The sequence below is a fragment of the Rhodanobacter aciditrophus genome, from assembly GCF_050026795.1.
In the GTDB taxonomy this organism is placed as follows: domain Bacteria; phylum Pseudomonadota; class Gammaproteobacteria; order Xanthomonadales; family Rhodanobacteraceae; genus Rhodanobacter_A.
Map to the genome: position 1 here is coordinate 28,317 of NZ_JALBWP010000009.1, position 18,528 is coordinate 46,844.

General features: G+C 69.4%; 14 protein-coding genes and 1 tRNA gene. 10 read left to right on the top strand and 5 right to left on the bottom strand.

The features are described from left to right. The first annotated feature begins 119 nt into the window (after positions 1 to 119). The 5 genes from ACQGNW_RS03245 to ACQGNW_RS03265 all read left to right on the top strand — a co-directional run bounded on the left by ACQGNW_RS03245 (position 120) and on the right by ACQGNW_RS03265 (position 7,177). Entirely contained in the window at positions 120 to 3,365 is a 3,246-nt protein-coding gene (locus ACQGNW_RS03245) for a TonB-dependent receptor (protein WP_426661642.1), read from the top strand. 112 nt (positions 3,366 to 3,477) lie between these two features. Then, positions 3,478 to 4,044 carry a TetR family transcriptional regulator gene (locus tag ACQGNW_RS03250; RefSeq protein WP_426661643.1) on the top strand — a complete coding sequence of 189 codons (567 nt, stop codon included), beginning with the start codon at positions 3,478 to 3,480 and terminating at the stop codon, positions 4,042 to 4,044. 38 nt (positions 4,045 to 4,082) lie between these two features. After that, positions 4,083 to 4,760: a CPBP family intramembrane glutamic endopeptidase gene (locus tag ACQGNW_RS03255; protein WP_426661644.1), complete on the top strand. Its 678-nt coding sequence runs from the start codon at positions 4,083 to 4,085 to the stop codon at positions 4,758 to 4,760. Positions 4,761 to 4,836: 76 nt separating this feature from the next. Next, positions 4,837 to 5,223 carry a BlaI/MecI/CopY family transcriptional regulator gene (locus tag ACQGNW_RS03260; RefSeq protein ID WP_426661646.1) on the top strand — a complete coding sequence of 129 codons (387 nt, stop codon included), beginning with the start codon at positions 4,837 to 4,839 and terminating at the stop codon, positions 5,221 to 5,223. 1 nt (position 5,224) lies between these two features. Then, positions 5,225 to 7,177 carry a M56 family metallopeptidase gene (locus tag ACQGNW_RS03265; protein ID WP_426661647.1) on the top strand — a complete coding sequence of 651 codons (1,953 nt, stop codon included), beginning with the start codon at positions 5,225 to 5,227 and terminating at the stop codon, positions 7,175 to 7,177. 76 nt (positions 7,178 to 7,253) lie between these two features. Here ACQGNW_RS03265 and ACQGNW_RS03270 read toward each other — a convergent pair whose 3' ends face one another. Continuing rightward, entirely contained in the window at positions 7,254 to 9,596 is a 2,343-nt protein-coding gene (locus tag ACQGNW_RS03270) for a S9 family peptidase (protein WP_426661648.1), read from the bottom strand. A 168-nt stretch (positions 9,597 to 9,764) separates the two neighbouring features. Beyond that, a complete protein-coding gene (locus ACQGNW_RS03275; protein WP_426661649.1) occupies positions 9,765 to 10,724 on the bottom strand; it encodes a FecR family protein in 960 nt (319 codons plus the stop codon). 319 nt (positions 10,725 to 11,043) lie between these two features. Here ACQGNW_RS03275 and ACQGNW_RS03280 point away from each other — a divergent pair, with 319 nt between their 5' ends. Continuing rightward, positions 11,044 to 11,796, top strand: a complete 753-nt coding sequence (locus ACQGNW_RS03280) for a glutathione S-transferase family protein (RefSeq protein WP_426661650.1) — start codon at positions 11,044 to 11,046, stop codon at positions 11,794 to 11,796. Positions 11,797 to 11,937: 141 nt separating this feature from the next. Next, positions 11,938 to 12,444, top strand: a complete 507-nt coding sequence (locus ACQGNW_RS03285; protein WP_426661651.1) for a hypothetical protein — start codon at positions 11,938 to 11,940, stop codon at positions 12,442 to 12,444. A 15-nt stretch (positions 12,445 to 12,459) separates the two neighbouring features. Here ACQGNW_RS03285 and ACQGNW_RS03290 read toward each other — a convergent pair whose 3' ends face one another. Next, positions 12,460 to 13,362, bottom strand: coding sequence for a LysR family transcriptional regulator (locus ACQGNW_RS03290; protein ID WP_426661652.1), 903 nt, complete (start codon positions 13,360 to 13,362; stop codon positions 12,460 to 12,462). 105 nt (positions 13,363 to 13,467) lie between these two features. Between ACQGNW_RS03290 and ACQGNW_RS03295 the strand changes: the two genes are divergently transcribed. Then, complete coding sequence (locus ACQGNW_RS03295; RefSeq protein WP_426661653.1) at positions 13,468 to 14,460, top strand: aldo/keto reductase; 993 nt, start codon at positions 13,468 to 13,470, stop codon at positions 14,458 to 14,460. A gap of 47 nt (positions 14,461 to 14,507) precedes the next feature. Here ACQGNW_RS03295 and ACQGNW_RS03300 read toward each other — a convergent pair whose 3' ends face one another. Further along, the gene (locus tag ACQGNW_RS03300) at positions 14,508 to 16,481 is read right to left on the bottom strand and encodes a M1 family metallopeptidase (RefSeq protein ID WP_426661654.1); all 1,974 of its coding nucleotides are present in this window, start codon (positions 16,479 to 16,481) and stop codon (positions 14,508 to 14,510) included. Positions 16,482 to 16,583: 102 nt separating this feature from the next. Between ACQGNW_RS03300 and queF the strand changes: the two genes are divergently transcribed. Both queF and ACQGNW_RS03310 read left to right on the top strand, forming a co-directional pair. Then, positions 16,584 to 17,420 carry an NADPH-dependent 7-cyano-7-deazaguanine reductase QueF gene (gene queF / locus ACQGNW_RS03305; protein WP_426661655.1) on the top strand — a complete coding sequence of 279 codons (837 nt, stop codon included), beginning with the start codon at positions 16,584 to 16,586 and terminating at the stop codon, positions 17,418 to 17,420. 92 nt (positions 17,421 to 17,512) lie between these two features. Then, complete coding sequence (locus ACQGNW_RS03310) at positions 17,513 to 18,100, top strand: hypothetical protein (protein WP_426661656.1); 588 nt, start codon at positions 17,513 to 17,515, stop codon at positions 18,098 to 18,100. A gap of 260 nt (positions 18,101 to 18,360) precedes the next feature. On the opposite strand, the gene ACQGNW_RS03315 is transcribed toward ACQGNW_RS03310, so the two are convergent. After that, positions 18,361 to 18,437, bottom strand: a tRNA-Arg gene (locus ACQGNW_RS03315). Between the last annotated feature and the right edge of the window lie 91 nt (positions 18,438 to 18,528).

An 18,528-nucleotide genomic window follows, 5' to 3' on the forward strand; every position in this document is an offset into this window, starting at 1 on the left:
TCACATTTTTTGCCCTAAGATGCGCCACGCCGCTGGCGGCAACCAGCGCATCGTCGTCGACCGCCTCCCCTCGGGGAGGCGTTGTCGTTCCGGGACACACCAAAAACCACGAGGAACCCATGGCTGCCACGATCCGCGCCCGTACGCTTCCGCTTGCCATCGCCGCACTGCTGGCGGCCGCTCCCGCCTTCGCCCAGAACATCACCACGTCCGGCGCCATCGGCCGCGTGCTGGACGCGCAGGGCCACCCGGTGGCCGGCGCCACCGTCACCATCCTGCACGTGCCCTCCGGCACCACCAAGTCGGTGACCACCGACGCCGACGGCCGCTACGCGGCGCAGGGCCTGCGCACGGGCGGTCCGTTCACCATCACCGCGGCGAAGTCCGGGCTGGCCGGCGCGGAGCAGGACAACGTCTACCTGCAGCTGGGCCAGCCTTCCGCGATCAACCTCACCCTGGGCGCGGGCGCCGAATCGGCGCGCACGCTGGGCGCGGTGACGGTGAGCGCGTCGTCGCTGGCGCAGACCTTCAGCTCCGAGAACAAGGGCCTGTCCACCACCATCTCGCAGCGTGAACTGCAGGCCACGCCGCAGGGCAACCGCTCGATCGACGACGTGGCGCGGCTGGACCCGCGCATCACCGTGACCGACCAGGGCACCGGCGCGATTTCCGCCGCGGGCATGAACAACCGCTACAACAACATCGCGGTGGACGGCGTGACGCAGGGCGATCCGTTCGGCCTCAACGCGAACGGCCTGCCCTACCAGAAGTCGCCGATCTCGCCGGAGACGATCGCCGAGTACAACATCTCCACCGCCAACTACGACGTCTCCTCCGACGTGGTCGGCGCCGACGTCAACGCGGTGACCAAGTCCGGCACCAACCGCTTCCACGGCGCGGTCTACTACAGCTACCGCAACGCCAACCACCTGGTGGGCGATGCCGGCTGGCTGCCCAGCAGCAACCCGGGCTACCACTACAAGGGCTACCAGAAGGACGCCACCTACGGCTTCAACGTCGGTGGCCCCATCGTCAAGGACAAGCTGTTCTTCTTCGTTTCGGCGGAACACGAGAAGACCACCGGCATCGGCGCCGACTCGGCCAACGGCCTGGACGCCTCGCTGGGCAACGGCCCCTCCACCAGCAACAAGGTGTCGCCGGGCGACCTGCAGAAGATCATCGACGCCGCCACCAAGCTGGGCCTCACTCCCGGCAACTTCGGCGGCCCCACCGGCCTGACCTACGACGACAAGCGCTATCTCGGCAAGATCGACTGGAACATTTCCAACAATCACCGCGCCAGCTTCACCTACCAGTACACCAAGGAGCTGCTGCCCGCGGTGGGCGGCAACAGCCCGAGCAGTGTGGGCCTGACCAGCTACACCTACACCAAGGCCATCACCACCAACAACTACGTGCTGCACCTGTACGACGACTGGAGCGACAGCTTCTCCTCCGAGGCGAAGGTCGGCTATCAGAAGTACGTGCAGGACACCACCGCGCCGTTCCAGCAGCCGTCGGTGAACGTGAATCTGTCGCCCACCGGCAAGGGGCCGTCGGTGAACCTGGGCGAGGAGCAGTATCGCCACTACAACCACATCGACACCAAGAAGCTCAGCGTCTTCCTGGCCGGCACCTGGTACCTCGGCGACCACGCGGTCAAGGGCGGCATCGACTACCAGCGCAACCAGATCAACAACCTGTTCGGCCAGTCCGAGTTCGGCGTCTACACGTTCTGGGGCATCGACAACTTCCTGGCCGGCAACTACAACAAGTACTCGCTGTACCACCCGGCGCCGGGCTACGCGCTGGCCGACATCGCCGGCCAGTGGACGTACAGCCAGTTCAGCCCGTTCCTGCAGGACACCTGGCAGGTCAACGACGCGCTGTCGGTGCAGTATGGCGTGCGCATGGACGTGCCGCATTCCAACCGGCAGCCGGTGTACAACGCGGCGTTCGCCCGGGCGTTCGGCTACGCGAACAACTACACCGTTGGTTCCGCGAACCGCATCGTGGAGCCGCGCCTGTCGTTCAACTACAGCTTCGACACCACCTACAAGACCCAGCTGCGCGGCGGCGCGGGCCTGTTCCAGACCAACCCGCCCACGGTGTGGATGACCAACCCGTTCCAGAACAACGGCGTCACCCTGCTCAACTACACCTCGTACGACCCGGCCAGCGCACCGTTCAGCCCGGATCCGTTCGCGCAGAACATCCCGGCCGGCGGCGGTGCAGGCTCGATCGACACCATCGCCCGCGACTTCCGCCTGCCCAGCGTGTGGAAGATGAGCCTGGCACTGGATCGCGAGCTGCCGTGGTGGGGAATGGTGGCCTCGGCCGAGTACCAGCACATCCAGGTGCGCGACGGCATCCTGTATGAGGCGGTGAACTTCGGCGCGCCCACCGGCACGCTGCCGGACGGCCGCGAGCAGTTCTGGAAGGTGCCGGGCGAGGCGCCGAAGACCGCCGACACGCTGGCCAACCACAACCCGGCCTTCAGCACCGCCTCCACCCTGCTCACCAACACCCACCGCGGCAAGTCGGACAGCCTCACGCTGGCACTGAGCAAGCCGTTCTCGGACAGCTGGTCCGGCAACGTCAGCCTCACCTTCAACCACGCCACCGACGTCGACCCCGGCACCGACACCATCGCCTATAACGGCTACCAGCGCGTGGCGCGGCTGAACCCCAACTCCGATGTGCTGGCCACTTCCAACTACAACGTGGCCAAGACACTCAAGGCCTCGCTGACCTGGCAGCACGCGTTCTTCGGCGACTACAACACGCAGGTGTCGCTGTTCTACAGCGGCCACACCGGCCTGCCCTACACCTGGGTGTTCGGCAACGATGCCAACGGCGACAGCGTCGGCGGCTGGGATCCGGTGTACATCCCGGCGGCGAACGATCCGAAGGTGGCCTACGCCGCCGGCACCAGCGCGCAGGTGATCCAGCAGTTCCAGGCCTTCCTCGCCAGCGACGGCTACCTGCGCGACCACCGTGGCCAGATCGCCAACCGCAACGGCGACCGCACCGCCTGGGTGAACGAGCTGGACATGAGCTTCTCGCAGGAAGTGCCCGGCCTGTTCAAGGGCAACAAGGGCGTGCTGCGGCTGGATGTCTACAACGTGCTGAACCTGCTGAACAGCGACTGGGGCCAGCAACGCAACACCGGCATCTACCCCACGCGCATCCTCGCCAACTACGCCGGCGTGAACGCGCAGGGCCAGTACGTGTACTCGCTGCCCACGGACAAGAACGGCAACTACCAGGCGCAGCCGCTGCAGACCTACGACGGCGGCTTCTACGATCCCAGCCGCGTGGTTTCGCGCTGGTCGGCCATGCTGACCCTGCGCTACACGTTCTGACCGGCCGTTCCGGCCATGCTGAAACACGGGCGCCTGCGGGCGCCCGTGTCGTTTCCGGCGCCGTCAGCGCCACGCTTGACGTGTAACGAACGTTACATGTAACGTTCGTTACATGCAAAGCCGGAAAGACGCGCTGATCGAACCCATCGTCGGCTACCTGCTGGAACACGGGCTGGCCGACCTGTCGCTGCGCCCGCTCGCCGCAGCCGTCGGCACCAGCGCGCGCCTGCTCGTCTACCACTTCGAATCGAAGGAGCGCCTGCTCGGCGAAGTGCTGGAAGCCATGCAGACACGGCTGCGCCAATCCATGGGGGAGCTGCTGGAACGGCAATCCACCAGGCGTCCGGAGCAACCGCTGAAGCTGCTCTGGCGCTGGGCCATCGCCGACGCCAACTACCCTTACCTCAAGCTGATCTACGAGCTGCAGATCCTCGCGGTGCAGAACCCGGGCACCTATGCGCAATACGTGCAGCGCAACGCCGCGCACTGGATGGACTTCATCCTCTCGATGTTCCCCGCCTCGCGGCGCGACCCCGCCTTCGCCACCCTCTGCGGCGCCGTGTTCGACGGCCTGTTCATCGAACTGATGTGCACCGGCGACCGCAAGCGTACGACCCGGGCCATCGACCGCTTCGTACAGATCGTTCTCGACGCGCGCAGGCACCAGGCCGACGCCTGACGCGTCCGCATTCCTTCGACATCCAGGAGACAACGTCCATGAGCAACGTGACCGCCCATCCGAGGGCCGTCGGCAAGCGCCGCTGGTTCACCATCGCCGCGGGCCTGCTGCTCGCGCTCGGCCCGGTGAGCCTGCCCTTCAGCACCTGGGATCACGAGTTCGCCGACGTCGGGCACCTGGTCGGCAACGAGGCGATCTGGTGGGTCTACATCGCCGCGATGCTGCTGTACGTGCGGCGGATCGAGCGGCTTCCGTTGTCGTCGATCGGCTTCCGCCGCCTGGGGGGCGCGAACGCCGTCATCGGCGTACTGGCTGGCGTGGCGGTGCTCGTGGTGCTGGGCACGATGTACTACCTCGTGCTCCCCGCGCTGCACCTGAGCGATTCGGTGGCCGCCACGGCGAATGGCAGCGCCCTGATGGCGACGCCGTTCTGGTGGCGCCTGATCTCGACGGTGCGCGCCGCCGTGTCCGAGGAGGTGCTGTTCCGCGGCTACGCGATGGAACGCATCGAGGAACTCACCGGCAGCCGGGCCATCGCGACCGTTTTCTCGCTTGCCGTGTTCACGCTCGACCACGTGACCTACTGGGGCTGGAGCCACGAGCTGATCGTCGCCGTCGGCGGCCTGGCGTTCTCGCTGCTGTACCTGTGGCGTCGCAACCTGTGGGTCAACATCATCGCGCACTTCATCGTGGATGCCGCCTCCGTCCTCGGATAGCTCCCGGGCGGCACTTGACTACACGTGTCGTCACACGTAACGTGGCGACACGTGTAGTCAACCAAGGTGTGCCCGCATGACCCGACCCTCCATCGGTGACCAGGAACTGGCCCTGCTGCATTACCTGGCCGAGCACGAACCCGCCTCGGTGGGCGAGGTGGCTGCCGGCTTCGGCGAGGCGCATGGCCTTGCCCGCTCCACCGTGCTGACGATGATGGAGCGGCTGCGCGCCAAGGGTTATCTCAAGCGCCGCCAGGCGCAGGGCGTGTACCGCTACAGCGCCGCCACCGGTCCCGGCGAGGCGATGCGCAGCGCGGTGGGCAGCTTCGTCGAGAACACGCTGCGCGGCTCGGTGTCGCCGTTCGTGGCGTGGATGGCGGAGCGCGGCGAAGTCAGCGACGACGAACTCGCCGAACTGCAGGCGCTGGTGAAGCGGCTGAAAGGCACGCGCAAGGAGAAGTGAGATGACGACGCTCGATCATCTGGCCTCCGTCCTGCTTGAACGCCTGGCCTGGACGTCGCTGCAGGCGGCGCTGCTGGTCGCGGCGGTGGCATTGCTCATACGCGTCCTGCCGCGCCTGTCCGCCGCCGCGCGCTGCGCATTGTGGTGGCTGGTCGGCCTGCAGGTGGTGCTGGGGCTCTGCTGGCAGGCGCCGATCCGCCTGCCGCTGCTGGCGCCGCCGCCGGCGGTTGCCGAGGCGCCCGTCGCTGCGGTGCGCATTCGCGCGGACGGCGGCGCCGCCGCCATCGATCAGGCTGCCGCCGTACGGCCTCCGGCTGGACAAGCCGCGGTGCCGGCGCTGGCCAGCACGCAGCGGGACGCCGCACCCGGCTGGCTGTCCACCCATGGGTGCGCGGTGCTGGCCGCCGCCTGGCTGCTCCTGCTGCTGGCGCAGTTGCCCGTGCTGATCCGCGAGTACCGGAACGGGCGCCGTCAGCGCCGGGATGCGCGGGCGACCACGGATGCGGCCCTGCTGATGCGTTGCGCGCGGCAGGCGCGCACGCTTGGGCTGCGTCGCGCGCCCGCCGTGCTTGCCTCGCCCGCAATCGCCTCCCCGCAGGTCAGCGGCGGCTGGCGCCCGGTGGTGCTGTGGCCGGCGCACGACGCGTTGAGCGCGGACGAGGCCGCACTGGCGCTGGCCCATGAACTCGCGCACCTGAGGCGCGGCGACCTGCTGCTCGGCTGGGTCCCTGCGCTGGCTGCACGCCTGTTCTTCTTCCACCCGCTGCTGCGCTGGGCGATGCGCGAATACGCGCTCAACCGCGAAGCCGCCTGCGATGCACTGGCCGTCGAACAGCAGTGCGTCGCGCCGCAGGACTACGGCCGGTTGCTGCTGCGCCTCGGCGTGGCCCCTCCGATGCACGCGGCGCTGGCCGGCGCATCCCCCACCTTCCACAACCTGAAAAGGCGACTGACCATGCTGCAACAGACCACCACCGCCATGCCGCGCGTGCGCGGCTGGCTGCTCGTCGCGCTCGTCGCGCTGATCGGCGTGCTGCCGTACCGCGTGGTGGCGTACGGCCACGCCGCCGCGGCGGCGGCCAGTTCCACCGCCCTGCCCCCGCCGCCGCCGGCACCTCCGGCACCGCCCGCGGTGATGTCCGCCGCGCCACCCGCGCCCCCGCCGCCCGGCATGGCGCCGCCTCCTCCGCCACCGCCCGCACCGCCATCTCCCCCGGCGCCGCCGCTCGATTACGGTCATGCGGCACACCACGTTTTCATCAGCACACGGGAGAACAGCGATCACGGCTTCGCCCTGATCGACGGCGACTCGGTCACCATCGACGGCAGCGACGGCGACGCCAGGGCCGTGCAACAGCTGCGCAAGCAGGGCCAGCCCTTGCTCTGGTTCCGTCGCGGCGACCGCTCCTGGGCCATACGCGACCGGGAATACATCAAGCGCGCCGAGGCCATCTATGCGCCGGTCAAGGCACTCGCCAGGCAGCAAGGCGAACTTGGCGGGCAACAGGGAGTCCTGGGAGCGCGACAAGGCGAATTGGGTGCGCGGCAAGGCGCGCTCGGTGGCCGGCAAGGCCAGTTCGATGCACGCGTGGCCGCACTGGCGGAACAGCAGGCGCGCATCGCCAGCCGCATCGCGATGATGGACGGCCAGTCCGCCGCGGGCGGCAGCAGCCAGGCCGGCGCCGAGGGACGCAAGGCGCTGGCCGCCGAATCCGCAAAGATCGACGCCGAACGCCAGTCCATGCGCGCCCAGCAAGCCGCCTTCGAGAAGCAGCAGGCCGAACTGGGCGAGCAGCAGGCGGCTTTGGGCAGGCAGCAGGAAGCCCTGGGCAGGCAACAGCAGGCCCTTGGCGAGCAACAGCGCGTGGCGTCGGCGAACGCGAACCGGCAGATGGACCAGCTGCTGACCGAAGCGCTCGCCAAAGGCATCGCGCAGCCGGTCGCCCATCGCTGAGACGGCACAGCCAGGAACGCAAAAGGCCGGGGCTTTCGCCCCGGCCTTTTCGTTGGCACCGGTCAGACAACCGCGATCAGAACCACGGCCACTTCTTCAGCTCGTACTCCTTCGGCGGTGTGTCGCCGGCGAGGTGCTGCACGAAGTAGTCCCAGCGACGGCGCGTGGCGTACGGCGTGGCGGCGGCGTAGCCGTGGTGCACGTTCGGGATGATGAGCATGTCGAAGTCCTTGTTGGCCTTGATCAGCGCATCGGCCACCAGGAAGGTCTCGCCCACCGGCACGTTGTCGTCGATCGTGCCGTGCACCAGCATCAGTCGGCCCTTGAGGTTCTTCGCCATGTCCTGGTTGGCCTGGTTGTCGTAGCTGGTGGTGCCGTCCTTGTTCGTCACCAGCAGGCCCTGGTACTTCTCGCCCCAGTCGTTCTCGTAGTTGCGGTTGTCGTGGTTGCCGCTCTCGGCCCAGCCGACCTTGAAGAAGTCGGGATAGCGGAACATCGCGTCGGCGGTGGTGTTGCCGCCACCGGAATGGCCCCAGATGCCGACGCGGTTGACGTCGATCCACGGGTAGCGCTGCGCCAGTTCCTGGATGCCCTTGACCTGGTCGGGCAGGGTGTTGTCGCCCATGTCGCCGTACCAGGTGTGGTGGAAGGTGGCGGAACGCCACGGCGTGCCCATGCCGTCGAGCGCGACCACGATGAAGCCCAGTTCGGCCAGCGCCTGGTTGTCGCCGCGCGACGGCAGGAAGCTGCGTCCGCGCACCGAGCCGGTCTGCGGCCCCGGGTAGACGTAGTCGATGACCGGGTACTTCTTGTGCGGGTCGAAATTGGTCGGCTTGAACATCAGGCCGTACAGATCCGTCTTGCCGTCGCGCGCCTTCACCGTGAACGGGACCGGCGGCACCCAGCCGGCGGCCTTGAGGCGCGTGATGTCGGCCTTCGCCACGTTGGCGATGACGTGGCCGTCGGCGGCCGAGCGCAGCACGGTCACCGGCGGCGTGGTGGGCGTGGACCAGCTGTCCACGAAGGTCTTGCCGTCGGGCGACATGCTGATGGTGTGGTCGGCGTCCTCCGGCGTGAGCAGCACCGGCTTGCCGCCGTCCAGGCCCACCTTCCAGAACTGCCTGTAGTAGGGGTTCACGCCCGGCACGCGGCCGGTGCCGGTGAACCACAACTCGCGCGCCCTGCGGTCGAGGTGCAGCACGTCGATGACGTTGCCGTCGCCGGTGGTGATCGGGTGCAGCTCCTTGCCGGTGTTCGTGTCGTACAGGTAGAGGTTCTGCCAGTCGTTGCGTTCGGACGGCCAGACGGCTTCATGCGACTCCGGCAGGTAGCGCCAGTTGGCGTGTTCCATGCCGCTTTCGTAGTAGGTCGCCACCTTCTCGTCGAACGCGGTGCGCACGGCGCCGGTGTCGGCGTCGGCCACGCGGTACCAGACCTGCTTGCGGTCGCGCGAGCTGTTGACCATGGCGAGGGTCTTGCCGTCGGGCGCCCACTTCAGGTCGTCCCAGTGGCCGTCGCTGCTGCAGCTGATGTCGTCGCACAGGCTGGACAGGCGCTGCTGCGGCGGCAGCTTGAGGCGCACCACCTTGCGCGAGGCCACGTCGATCACCACCGGCTCGATCATGAACACCTTCTTGTCGCCCGGCAGCGGGTACTTCCAGGCATCCAGCTTCGGGTGGCCGACCTGGGTGCTCACGGTGTACATCTCGCCCACGCCGCGCTGGTCCTGCTGATAGGTGGCGATCCGCTTCGAGTCGGGCGACCAGTTCAGCACGGCGCGCTTGGTGTGGATCCAGCCGGCGTTGTCGGTGGCGTAGCCGAAGTCCTTCACGCCATCGGTGGTGAGCCGGGTCTCCTTGCCGGTGGCGAGGTCGCGCACCCACAGGTTCCAGTCGCGGATGAACGCTTCCTTGGTCTTGTCGGGCGAGACGATGCCGGGCTCGTCGCCGGTCTTCGCCTTGGCCTTGGCGGTGCATTCGCCGGCGCCCTTGAGGTCGCACAGGTAATGCTTGCCCCTCAGGTCGATGTCGTAGCGGCCGTCCTTCTGCACGCTGAAGTCGAAGCCGCGCGCCGGCACCTTGTTCGCCGGCACCGGCTTGCCGGTGGCCTTGGCCAGCGCAGCGGCCAGCTTGGCCTGGTCGAAGGCCGGCGCGGCCTTGCCGGTGGCGGCGTCCATTTCCATCGCGTGGTCGCCGCTGGCGTCGTGGTCGACGTACCAGAAGTGGGTGCCGTCCAGCCACTTCACCCGCTGCACGTCGTGATCGACCAGCGGCGCGGTGTTGTAGATCATGAAACGCTCCGCGCGCGCATAGTCCTGCGCGGTGAGCGTGCGTCCCTGCGCCATCGCGCCGCTGGCACACACCAGCAGCCCTGCTGCCAGCGCGCCAGCTAGGCGCCTCTTGCCGATCGTCGAATGCATGTCGTGTTCCCCTCGGGATGCCGGATGTTCTGGTGGAGCGGGCTTCGCGCAGCCGCGCGAACGCCCGATGCTAGCGCGCCATGACCTTCGGCACCCCTGCCAAAGGTTGAGGGGAGGCAACCGCCATGCGTGATGCGCCCGGCATGCGGGCGGCGGGGCCGCTGCGGATCAGCGTGCCGCGGACTGCAGCACGATCTCGTCCGGCGCTGCGCGGACGGCCTGCAGGAGGCGGCTGCGCCGCAGCGCATTCACCAGCGCCAGCGGATCGCCCGCGTCGAACACGCCGCTGACCGGCAGGTTGCGCAGGGCGGCATCGCCGATGACCAGCCGGGTGTCCGAATAGCGGTTCATCGCCGCCACCAGCTCGGCCAGGCTGCGGTGGTGGAACACCAGCTCGCCACGGGGCCAGCCGCGCGCGGCGGCAAGGTCCGCCGGCCGCACGCCGCCCAGGCGGCCGTAGCCGTAATCGACCTGCTCGCCGGGCCGTAGCGTCAGCTGCTCGCTGCTGGCAGGAAGGCTCACCGACACCCTGCCGGCGAGCGCGACCACATGGACGAGCCCGGCCCAGCGGCTGACCTGGAAGCGGCCGCCGGCCGCGCTGACGACGCCATCGCCGGCATGCACCGCGAATCGCGGCACGGCGGATGTCGACGCGAACTGCGCGCGGCCTCGTTCCAGCGTGACCAGCGGCCGGGCATCGGCGCTCACGCTGGCCGCGGTATCCGTGTCCAGCAAAGCCGTGCCGTCCGGCAGGGACAGCACGCGTTGCCCGCCGGTGGCGGTGGCGTAGTGCTGCAGCGAGGCCTGCCGGACCACTGCTCGCCAGGTGCCAACGGCAACCGGCAGCACGCATGCCGCCGCCAGCACCAGCACCTGCAGCAGCGGGGCGCGCCGGGCCGGCACGCCGGTGTGCTGCCGGCTTCCGCTGCCGGTCGCCGGCCGGGGCGCCACGGTATGGCTGTAACCCGGCTGAGCATGCGCGTCGACCGTCGCGGCCGCGAAGCGGCGGGCCGCAGCGGTTTCATCGGGCGACGATGCACGCCGGTCCGGTGCGCGCTCGACGCGCCGCCGCGCCGCCTCGCCCGGGCGCATCAGAAACACGACGTTGTCGGCGTAGATGCGAGCCATGACGATGACGCCAGACCTCCGCTGCCGTTCCCCGACGGTACGGCCGGACGCCAGTTAACCCGTGCCTGCGACAATCTGTCATCTGGCGGCGCAGCATCGCGGCGGTCCCGGTCATGCAGCCTTCGGGCCGGTGGCTGACCCGGTCAGCGCGCGGAGCTTGCTGGAGTGCTGCCGCTGCGATCGCGGGCGATCCGCCGGAAGACGTGCTGGCGGGCGCCGGTGCGCCTCCGGGAATGCCCGGAAACCGCGGTACCGAAGGGGAAAAGCCGCTGCATTCGTGTAGGATTTTTCCCAGCGTGCCTGCCGTGAGAACCGCACCATGCCCACGCAACGCAGAGTGATCGGCAGCTACCTCTCGCCGTACGTGCGCAAGGTGCTCGCATTCCTCGAACTGAAGGGGCTGGATTACGAGATCGACCCGATGCCGCCGTTCATCGGCAACGACGCGTTCGCGCGGCTGAGCCCGCTCCGGCGCGTGCCGGTGCTGCTCGACGAGGGGCTGGTGCTGAACGACTCGTCGGTGATCTGCCAGTACCTGGAGGACCGCCACCCGGCGCCCGCGCTCTATCCGCGCGACATCGGCGACCGCGCCCGCGCACGCTGGCTCGAGGAATACGCCGACACGCGGCTGGCCGACGGCCTGGTCTGGCGGCTGTTCTACGAGCGCTCGATCCGCCGCCGCGTGTTCTGCGAGCCGCCGGACGAGGCGGTGGTGACGCGGGCGCTGGAGGTGGAGATACCCGCTGCGCTCGACTATCTGGAAACCCAGCTGCCGGACGACGGCTTCATCTTCGGCGCGCTGTCGATCGCCGACCTCGCCATCGCCAGCTTTTTCCGCACCGCCGCCTTCGTGCGCTACGCGGTCGACGCCGCACGCTGGCCGCGCACCGCCGCGCTGGTGGGGCAGGTGCTGGAATTGCCCGCGCTGCAGAAGCTGGCCCGCTACGAGGACTGCATGCTGCGCCTGCCGCTGGCCGAGCAGCGCGCCGCCCTGCTCGCCGCGGGCGCTCCGCTCACCAGCGAGACGATGGGCACCTGCCCGCCGCGCCCCGTGCTGCCGCGCATCTCCTGAGCAGGTTTTTCAGCCGTAGCTTTTCCGTCCACGCCCGGGATCCGGCCGCTCGTCACCGCGATCCCGTCGGCCATCACGGGGCCAAGGCAGCCTGGCGCACGGGCGATAGCCTGACGACAGCTCACCACCGGGACGATGCCCGTGAAACGTCATGCCGACCTGCGCCTGCATCTGCCGCACTGGCCCGCGCGGGCGCTGGCGGCCGGCATGGCAGCCCTGGCGTGCCTGCCTGCCCACGCGCAGGCCACGGCATGCGATCGCCCCGGACTGCATGGCCAGAAGCGGGACGCGGCCACCATCCGGCGGCTCGAACGGGCCTGGTCCGTCGCCTTCCTCACCGGCGACACGCAACTGGAGTCGTGCCTGCTGCTGCCGGCATTCACCGAGATCCTCGGCGACGGCCGCCTGCAGCACCTCGGCGACGAGCTCGCCCTAGCCCGGGCCAACCGCGGGAAGCGCCTGCCGATACCGGATTTTCCCGACGAGGGTGTCCTGCTGCGCGGCGACGCGGCTGTCGCCTACGGCGTCAGCACGTCGAAGGGAGCCGACGGGCAGATCCGGCGGCAATGGTTTGCCGACTTCTACGTCTGGGACCGCGGTGCATGGCGGGTGTACTTTGCGCAGCAGACGCCGATCGGGCCGCGCTGAACCACCGCCCGGTGGTCACTGCTGTCGCCCCATCAGTTCCACCAGCCAGTCCACGAACACGCGCAGGCGCGCCGGCAGCTGCCGCTGCGGCGCGTACAGCACGTGCACGGGCAATGATGGCGGCGGCAAGCCGGGCAGCAGCTCGCGCAGCGCGCCGGCCGCCAGCGCGGCGGCGACGCGGTAGCGGGGGAACTGCGCGATGCCCAGTCCCGCCTCGCAACAGGCGAGGTAGGCGTCCACGCCGCTGACGGTGACGCGCGCAGGCAGGCTCAGCGCGCGGCGGCGACGCTTCACCAGGAACTCCAGCGAGGGCTCGGGCCGGCGCGTGGTGGGCGAGGCCCAGTTCACCGCGAAGTGTCCCTGCTGCAGCTCGGCCAGCGTGGCGGGCCTGCCGTGGCGGCGCAGGTAGGCAGCGCTGGCCACGGTGACCTGGGACAGCGTGGCCACGCGCCGTCCCACCAGGCCCGAATCGGGCAGTTCGCCCACGCGCAGCACGCAGTCCACGCCTTCGCGCAGCAGGTCCACGAAACGGTCGCTGGTGCCGATGTCCAGCTCGATCTGCGGAAAGCGCGCGCAGAACTCCGGCAGTGCGGGTACCACCAGTTGCCGCGCCAGCGTGGCCGGCAGGTCGATGCGCAGGCGACCCTGCGGCTTCAGCGCGGCATCGCGGAAGCCGGCTTCCACCTCGTCCAGGTCGGCCAGCAGACGCACGCAATGCGCGTACCAGGCATGACCGTCGCGGGTGACGCGCTGGCAGCGCGTGGTCCGCTGCAGCAGTTGCGTGCCCAGCCGGGCCTCCAGCCGCTTGATGGCGTTCGTGACGGTGGCGCGCGGCAGGCCGAGGTCGTTGGCCGCGGCGGTGAAGCTGCCCAGCTCGACGATCCGCGCGTACAGCCGCATGGTGTCCAGGCGATCCATGAATTGTTTTTGCTTTTGGAATAGTCATGGCGATTATTGTGTATTTATTCCACAACCGCCACGGCGCAGCATGGCGCCACCTTCAACCAAGAGAGAGCATCCCGCATGCAAACCCGCACGCTCGGCAAGAACGGTCCCCAGGTTTCCGCCCTCGGCCTCGGCTGCATGGGCATGAGCGACTTCTACGGCCACCGCGACGACGCCGAATCGATCGCCACCATCCGCCACGCGCTGGACCGCGGCGTCAGCCTGCTCGACACCGCCGACATGTACGGGCCGCACGTCAACGAGGAACTGGTGGGCAGGGCGATCAGGGGACGTCGCGACGACGCCTTCGTCGCCACCAAGTTCGGCATCGTGCGCGACCCGGCCAACCCCGTCGCACGCGGCGTCAACGGCCGTCCGGAATACGTGCGCGCCGCCTGCGAAGGCAGCCTGAAGCGGCTCGGCATCGAGACCATCGACCTGTACTACCAGCACCGCGTGGACCCGAACGTGCCGATCGAGGAGACCGTGGGTGCGATGGCCGAACTGGTGCAGGCGGGCAAGGTGCGCCACCTCGGGCTATCCGAGGCCTCCGCCGCCACGCTGGAGCGCGCCGGCAAGGTGCATCCCATCGCCGCGCTGCAGAGCGAGTTCTCGCTGTGGACGCGCGACCCGCAGCAGAACGGCGTGCTCGACGCCTGCCGCCGGCTGGGCATCGCCTTCGTGGCCTATTCGCCGCTGGGGCGCGGCTTTCTCACCGGCGCGATCCGCTCGCCCGACGACTTCGAGGCCGACGACTACCGCCGCAGCAGCCCACGCTTCCAGGGCGGAAACTTCGCGCGCAACCTGGCGCTGGTGGACAAGGTGCATGGCATCGCCGCCGACAAGGGCTGTTCGCCCGCGCAACTGGCGCTGGCCTGGGTGCTGGCGCAGGGCGAGGACGTGCTGGCGATCCCCGGCACCAAAAAACGTTCGCGGCTGGACGAGAACCTGGGCGCGCTGGACGTGGCACTGTCGAAGGACGAACTGGCCGCCATCGACGCGGTGTTCCCGCCCGACGCGGTGGCCGGCGAGCGCTATGCCGCGGCGAGCATGGCGCACGTCAACCGCTGAGCCGGCGACCGCCCCTCTCCCGCACGCAGGAGAGGGGCTTCCAAGGATCAGTGCATCGCGTAGCTGTTGTTGGAGCGGTCCGCGTCGGGCAGCTTGTGCCCGGGATCGAGCTCCAGCCTGGCGATGGGCTTGGTGGTGTCCAGCGTCACCTTGGGCGTACCGCCGAAGCGCCAGGCCTCCACCGGCAGGCGGACGTCGCGATGCGTGCCGTCGGCGAAGTCCACGCGCAGCGTGGCGGGCATCACCAGCTTCTGCCGGCTGACGAGGTTCACCACCACGCCCTTGGCCGGGTCGTTGTCCACGTAGCTGGCGCCGCTGACGCCCATGTCGAGCTGCCAGTTGTGGAAGTACCAGCCGCGCCACCACCACGACAGATCCTCGCCCGCCGCGCTGTCCATGAAGCGGAAGAAGTCCGAGGGCGTGGGATGGTGGTAGGCCCAGGTCCGGATGTAGGCGCGGAACGCGGGGTCGAAGCGGTCGGGGCCGAGGATCTGCTCGCGCAGCAGCACCAGGCCCAGCGCGCCCTTGAAGTAGCTCACCGCGTGGCGGTACTTCTCGCTGACGGAATCGGCGTGGGCCATCAGCGTGGGCGCGTCCGGGTCGGCCAGCACGGGCAGGATCTCGTCCACCGGATTGCCGCCCTTGGGCGCGTACTCGCTGTCGCGCTTGGGCCCGTATTCGCCGTGGTTGAAGGCATCCGACGCGTAGACGTCGATGAAGGTGTTGAAGCCCTCGTCCATGAACGCGTGGCGGCGCTCGTTCGAGCCCACGACCATCGGGAACCAGTCATGGCCGATCTCGTGCGCGGAGATCCAGAACAGCGGCTTGCCGCCGTCGGTGTAGCCGTCGAACACGATGCCCGGATATTCCATGCCGGCGCCGTGGCCGCCGAGGTTCACCGCCACCGGCCACGGGTATGGATACCACTTCGAGGAGAAGTGCTCGATCGCGCCCTTCACGTATTCGGTGGAGCGGTTCCACTTGTCGGCGCCCACACCCTCCACCGGGTAGATCGACATCGCCAGCGCGTGCTTGCCGTCGGGCAGGTTGATGCGCGCGGCGTCCCACACGAAGGCGGGCGAGGCGGCGAAGGCCACGTCGCGGGTGTGCTCCATGTGGAAGCGCCAGGTGAGCGTGCCGCTGCGCGTGGGGCGGCTGGCGGGATCGTTCACCTCGTCCGGCTTGCGGATGTACACGGTGCGGTCGCTGTTCGCGGCCTCGGCCAGGCGCGCCCGCTCGGTGGCGGTGAGCACCTGCTCGGGATTCGTCAGCTGGCCGGAGCCCTCCACGATCCAGTTCCACGGCACGGTCACCGCGTAGTCGATGGTGCCGTATTCGAGATAGAACTCCTGACCGAGGTAGGGCAGCGTGTCCCAGCCGCGCAGATCGTCGTACACCGCCATGCGCGGGAACCACTGCGCGATCTCGTAGATGTCGCCGTTCTTCGTCGGGGTCACCGCAGTGCGGCCGCCCCACACGCCGGGCACGGTGTAGTGGTAGCGGATGTGCAGCTTGAGCTGGCCGCCCCTGGCCTTCAGCGGCGCGGGCAGGTCCACGCGCATGCGGGTGTCGTCCACCAGGTAATGAACTGGCCGGCCGTCCACTTCCACCGCGTCGAGCCGGTAGCCATCGGTGGACTCGCCGCGCTTGCTCGGCCACGGCGAGGTGAGCGCGCCGCGCGAATCGCGTTTGTAGATGTTCTGGTCGAGCTGCACCCACACCGCGTCCAGCGCGTCGGGGCTGTGGTTGGTGTAGGTGATGGTCTCGTCGCCAGACAGGCCGTGCGTGGCCGGGTCGATCGTGGCCTTGATGTCGTAGTCGGCGCGGTTCTGCCAGAACGCCGGGCCGGGCCTGCCGGCGCCGTCGCGGAACGCGTTGGCCGGCTGCGGCAGCGACAGCGGTGCGAACAGCGCCTGCGGATCGAAGGCAGCGCTCTTGTCCTGGGCAAAGGCCGGCGCGCACAAGGCGGCGGCCACGGCGAACAGGGCGGCGGCGCGGCGGGCCGTGGTCGGATGGTTCATCGGGGTCTTCGGCATGGGGAGGCCCGCCCACTATAGGAACGACGCCGTGCGGGCGGATAGGCCAGAAGTACTGGTTGGACCACCCCCCGCTAGAATGAGCGCATGAGCACGCCCGACCACTCCCCGCTCGGCAAGTCCACCGCCTACGCCGACCGCTACGACCCCAGGCTGCTGTTCCCGATTCCCCGTGCCGCGAAGCGCGCCGAGATCGGCGTGGGCACGCCGTTGCCGTTCCACGGCATGGACATCTGGAACGCCTACGAGCTGAGCTGGCTGGACCCGCGCGGCAAGCCGCAGGTCGCGGTGGCCGAGTTCCGCATCCCGGCCACGACGCCGAACATCATCGAATCGAAGTCGTTCAAGCTGTACCTCAACGGTTTCGCGCAGGAAGCGCTGGCGGACACGGCCGCGCTGCGCGCCCTGCTGCAACAGGACCTCACTGCCGCCGCCGGCGACGCGGTGGAGGTGATCCTGCATCCCGCGCGCTGCGCCGGGCATCCCTGTGCCGACCTGGCAGGCGAATCCATCGACGGGCTGCCGGTCGCCATCGACGACTACGGCCCGCCCAAGGCCGGCTACCTGCGCGCCGATGCGAATGCCGCGGCCGTCGAGGAGACCCTCGTCAGCGACCTGCTGCGCTCCAACTGCCCGGTCACCGGCCAGCCCGACTGGGCCAGCGTGCAGATCCGCTACCGCGGCGCGCCGATCGACCGCGAGGGCCTGTTGCGCTACCTCGTCTCCTTCCGCACCCACAGCGAATTCCACGAGCAGTGCGTGGAGCGCATCTACATGGACGTGATGGCGCACTGTGCGCCCGCGCGGCTCGACGTGTACGCGCGCTACACCCGCCGCGGCGGACTGGACATCAACCCGTTCCGCAGCAGCGTGCCGGCCGCGCCGGGCAACATCCCCGAGAACCGGCGCGGCGCCCGGCAGTAATCGGCGCTTCAGAGCACGGGCGCTAGCCTCGACGTCGCCTGCCCGCAACGTCATCGCTTCCGCTGCCGGACCGCGACCACGGGAACACCGCCATGCGCCGTCTCGCCCAACCGCTCGTCCTGTGCTGCGCCGTCGCCCTGCTCTGCGGCTGCCACCGGCACGAGGGCACGCCGGCCGAACCCGCGGCCGCCGTGTCCGGCGCGGCACCGGCGGCGACGCGTGGCGGCCAGCCGGCTTCCGCCAGCCATGCCGCACCGGCGACAGCCGCCACCACGCCGGCGCCCGCCGCCAGCGCAGCCAGGGACACCACCACGAATGGCAATGCCTTTCGCGTCGCCACCCTCACGCTGGGCAGCGCGATCGACGCCGGCTACGCGGTGACCGCGCCCGCCACCCGCTTCGCCCCCGACACGCCGGTGATCTACGCCAGCGTCTCCACCAGCGGCCGTACCGCCGGTGCCACGCTGGGCGTCCGCTGGCGCTACCTGGAAGGCCGCGGCGTACTGGTCAACGAGCTGAGCCAGGCCGTTGCCACGGACGGCCCCGCCGTCACCACGTTCAAGGTGCAGAACCCCAACCTCTGGCCCGCCGGCAGATACAGCGTGGAGATCTCGCTCGACGGCAAGCCGGTGGCGCAACGCGATTTCGAAGTGACCGACGGCGCCGCGAAGCGGGAGTGAGGCGGCGCGCGGTGGCCGGTCCGCCGCATGCGCGCCACGCGGCGCGCCCGCGGGTGGATGCACCCGCCTCCGGCGTGGCGGCGGAGCGCAGCATCGGTCACGACAGGCGGCTACATCCCCGGCGGCGCGATGGCCGGGCATGGGGATGAGACGAGAGCCCCGCCTCGCGCGGAACCGGAGGCGATCATGAACCTTACTCGATCCGCCAAGCGACCAGAAAAAACTTGGCGCAGCCAAGGCACAGATTTGTCACAGGGGATTGGCGCGCCCGGAGGGATTCGAACCCCCGACCAATGGCTTCGGAAGCCACTACTCTATCCGGCTGAGCTACGGGCGCGTGATGGTCGCGGCGCGCATGGATGCTTCGATCCGGGGCGCGGCGGAGGGGCAGTATAGCGGAGATGGCCGGGATCGCCCATGCGGGCGAC

Bases quoted from the DNA above. Each gene is read 5' to 3' on its own strand.
- ACQGNW_RS03250 (WP_426661643.1), top strand. From the start codon at position 3,478: ATGCAAAGCCGGAAAGACGCGCTGATCGAACCCATCGTCGGCTACCTG.
- queF (WP_426661655.1), top strand. From the start codon at position 16,584: ATGAGCACGCCCGACCACTCCCCGCTCGGCAAGTCCACCGCCTACGCC.
- ACQGNW_RS03310 (WP_426661656.1), top strand. From the start codon at position 17,513: ATGCGCCGTCTCGCCCAACCGCTCGTCCTGTGCTGCGCCGTCGCCCTG.
- ACQGNW_RS03245 (WP_426661642.1), top strand. From the start codon at position 120: ATGGCTGCCACGATCCGCGCCCGTACGCTTCCGCTTGCCATCGCCGCA.
- ACQGNW_RS03275 (WP_426661649.1), bottom strand. From the start codon at position 10,724: ATGGCTCGCATCTACGCCGACAACGTCGTGTTTCTGATGCGCCCGGGC.
- ACQGNW_RS03255 (WP_426661644.1), top strand. From the start codon at position 4,083: ATGAGCAACGTGACCGCCCATCCGAGGGCCGTCGGCAAGCGCCGCTGG.
- ACQGNW_RS03265 (WP_426661647.1), top strand. From the start codon at position 5,225: ATGACGACGCTCGATCATCTGGCCTCCGTCCTGCTTGAACGCCTGGCC.
- ACQGNW_RS03295 (WP_426661653.1), top strand. From the start codon at position 13,468: ATGCAAACCCGCACGCTCGGCAAGAACGGTCCCCAGGTTTCCGCCCTC.
- ACQGNW_RS03270 (WP_426661648.1), bottom strand. From the start codon at position 9,596: ATGCATTCGACGATCGGCAAGAGGCGCCTAGCTGGCGCGCTGGCAGCA.
- ACQGNW_RS03300 (WP_426661654.1), bottom strand. From the start codon at position 16,481: ATGAACCATCCGACCACGGCCCGCCGCGCCGCCGCCCTGTTCGCCGTG.
- ACQGNW_RS03290 (WP_426661652.1), bottom strand. From the start codon at position 13,362: ATGGATCGCCTGGACACCATGCGGCTGTACGCGCGGATCGTCGAGCTG.
- ACQGNW_RS03280 (WP_426661650.1), top strand. From the start codon at position 11,044: ATGCCCACGCAACGCAGAGTGATCGGCAGCTACCTCTCGCCGTACGTG.
- ACQGNW_RS03260 (WP_426661646.1), top strand. From the start codon at position 4,837: ATGACCCGACCCTCCATCGGTGACCAGGAACTGGCCCTGCTGCATTAC.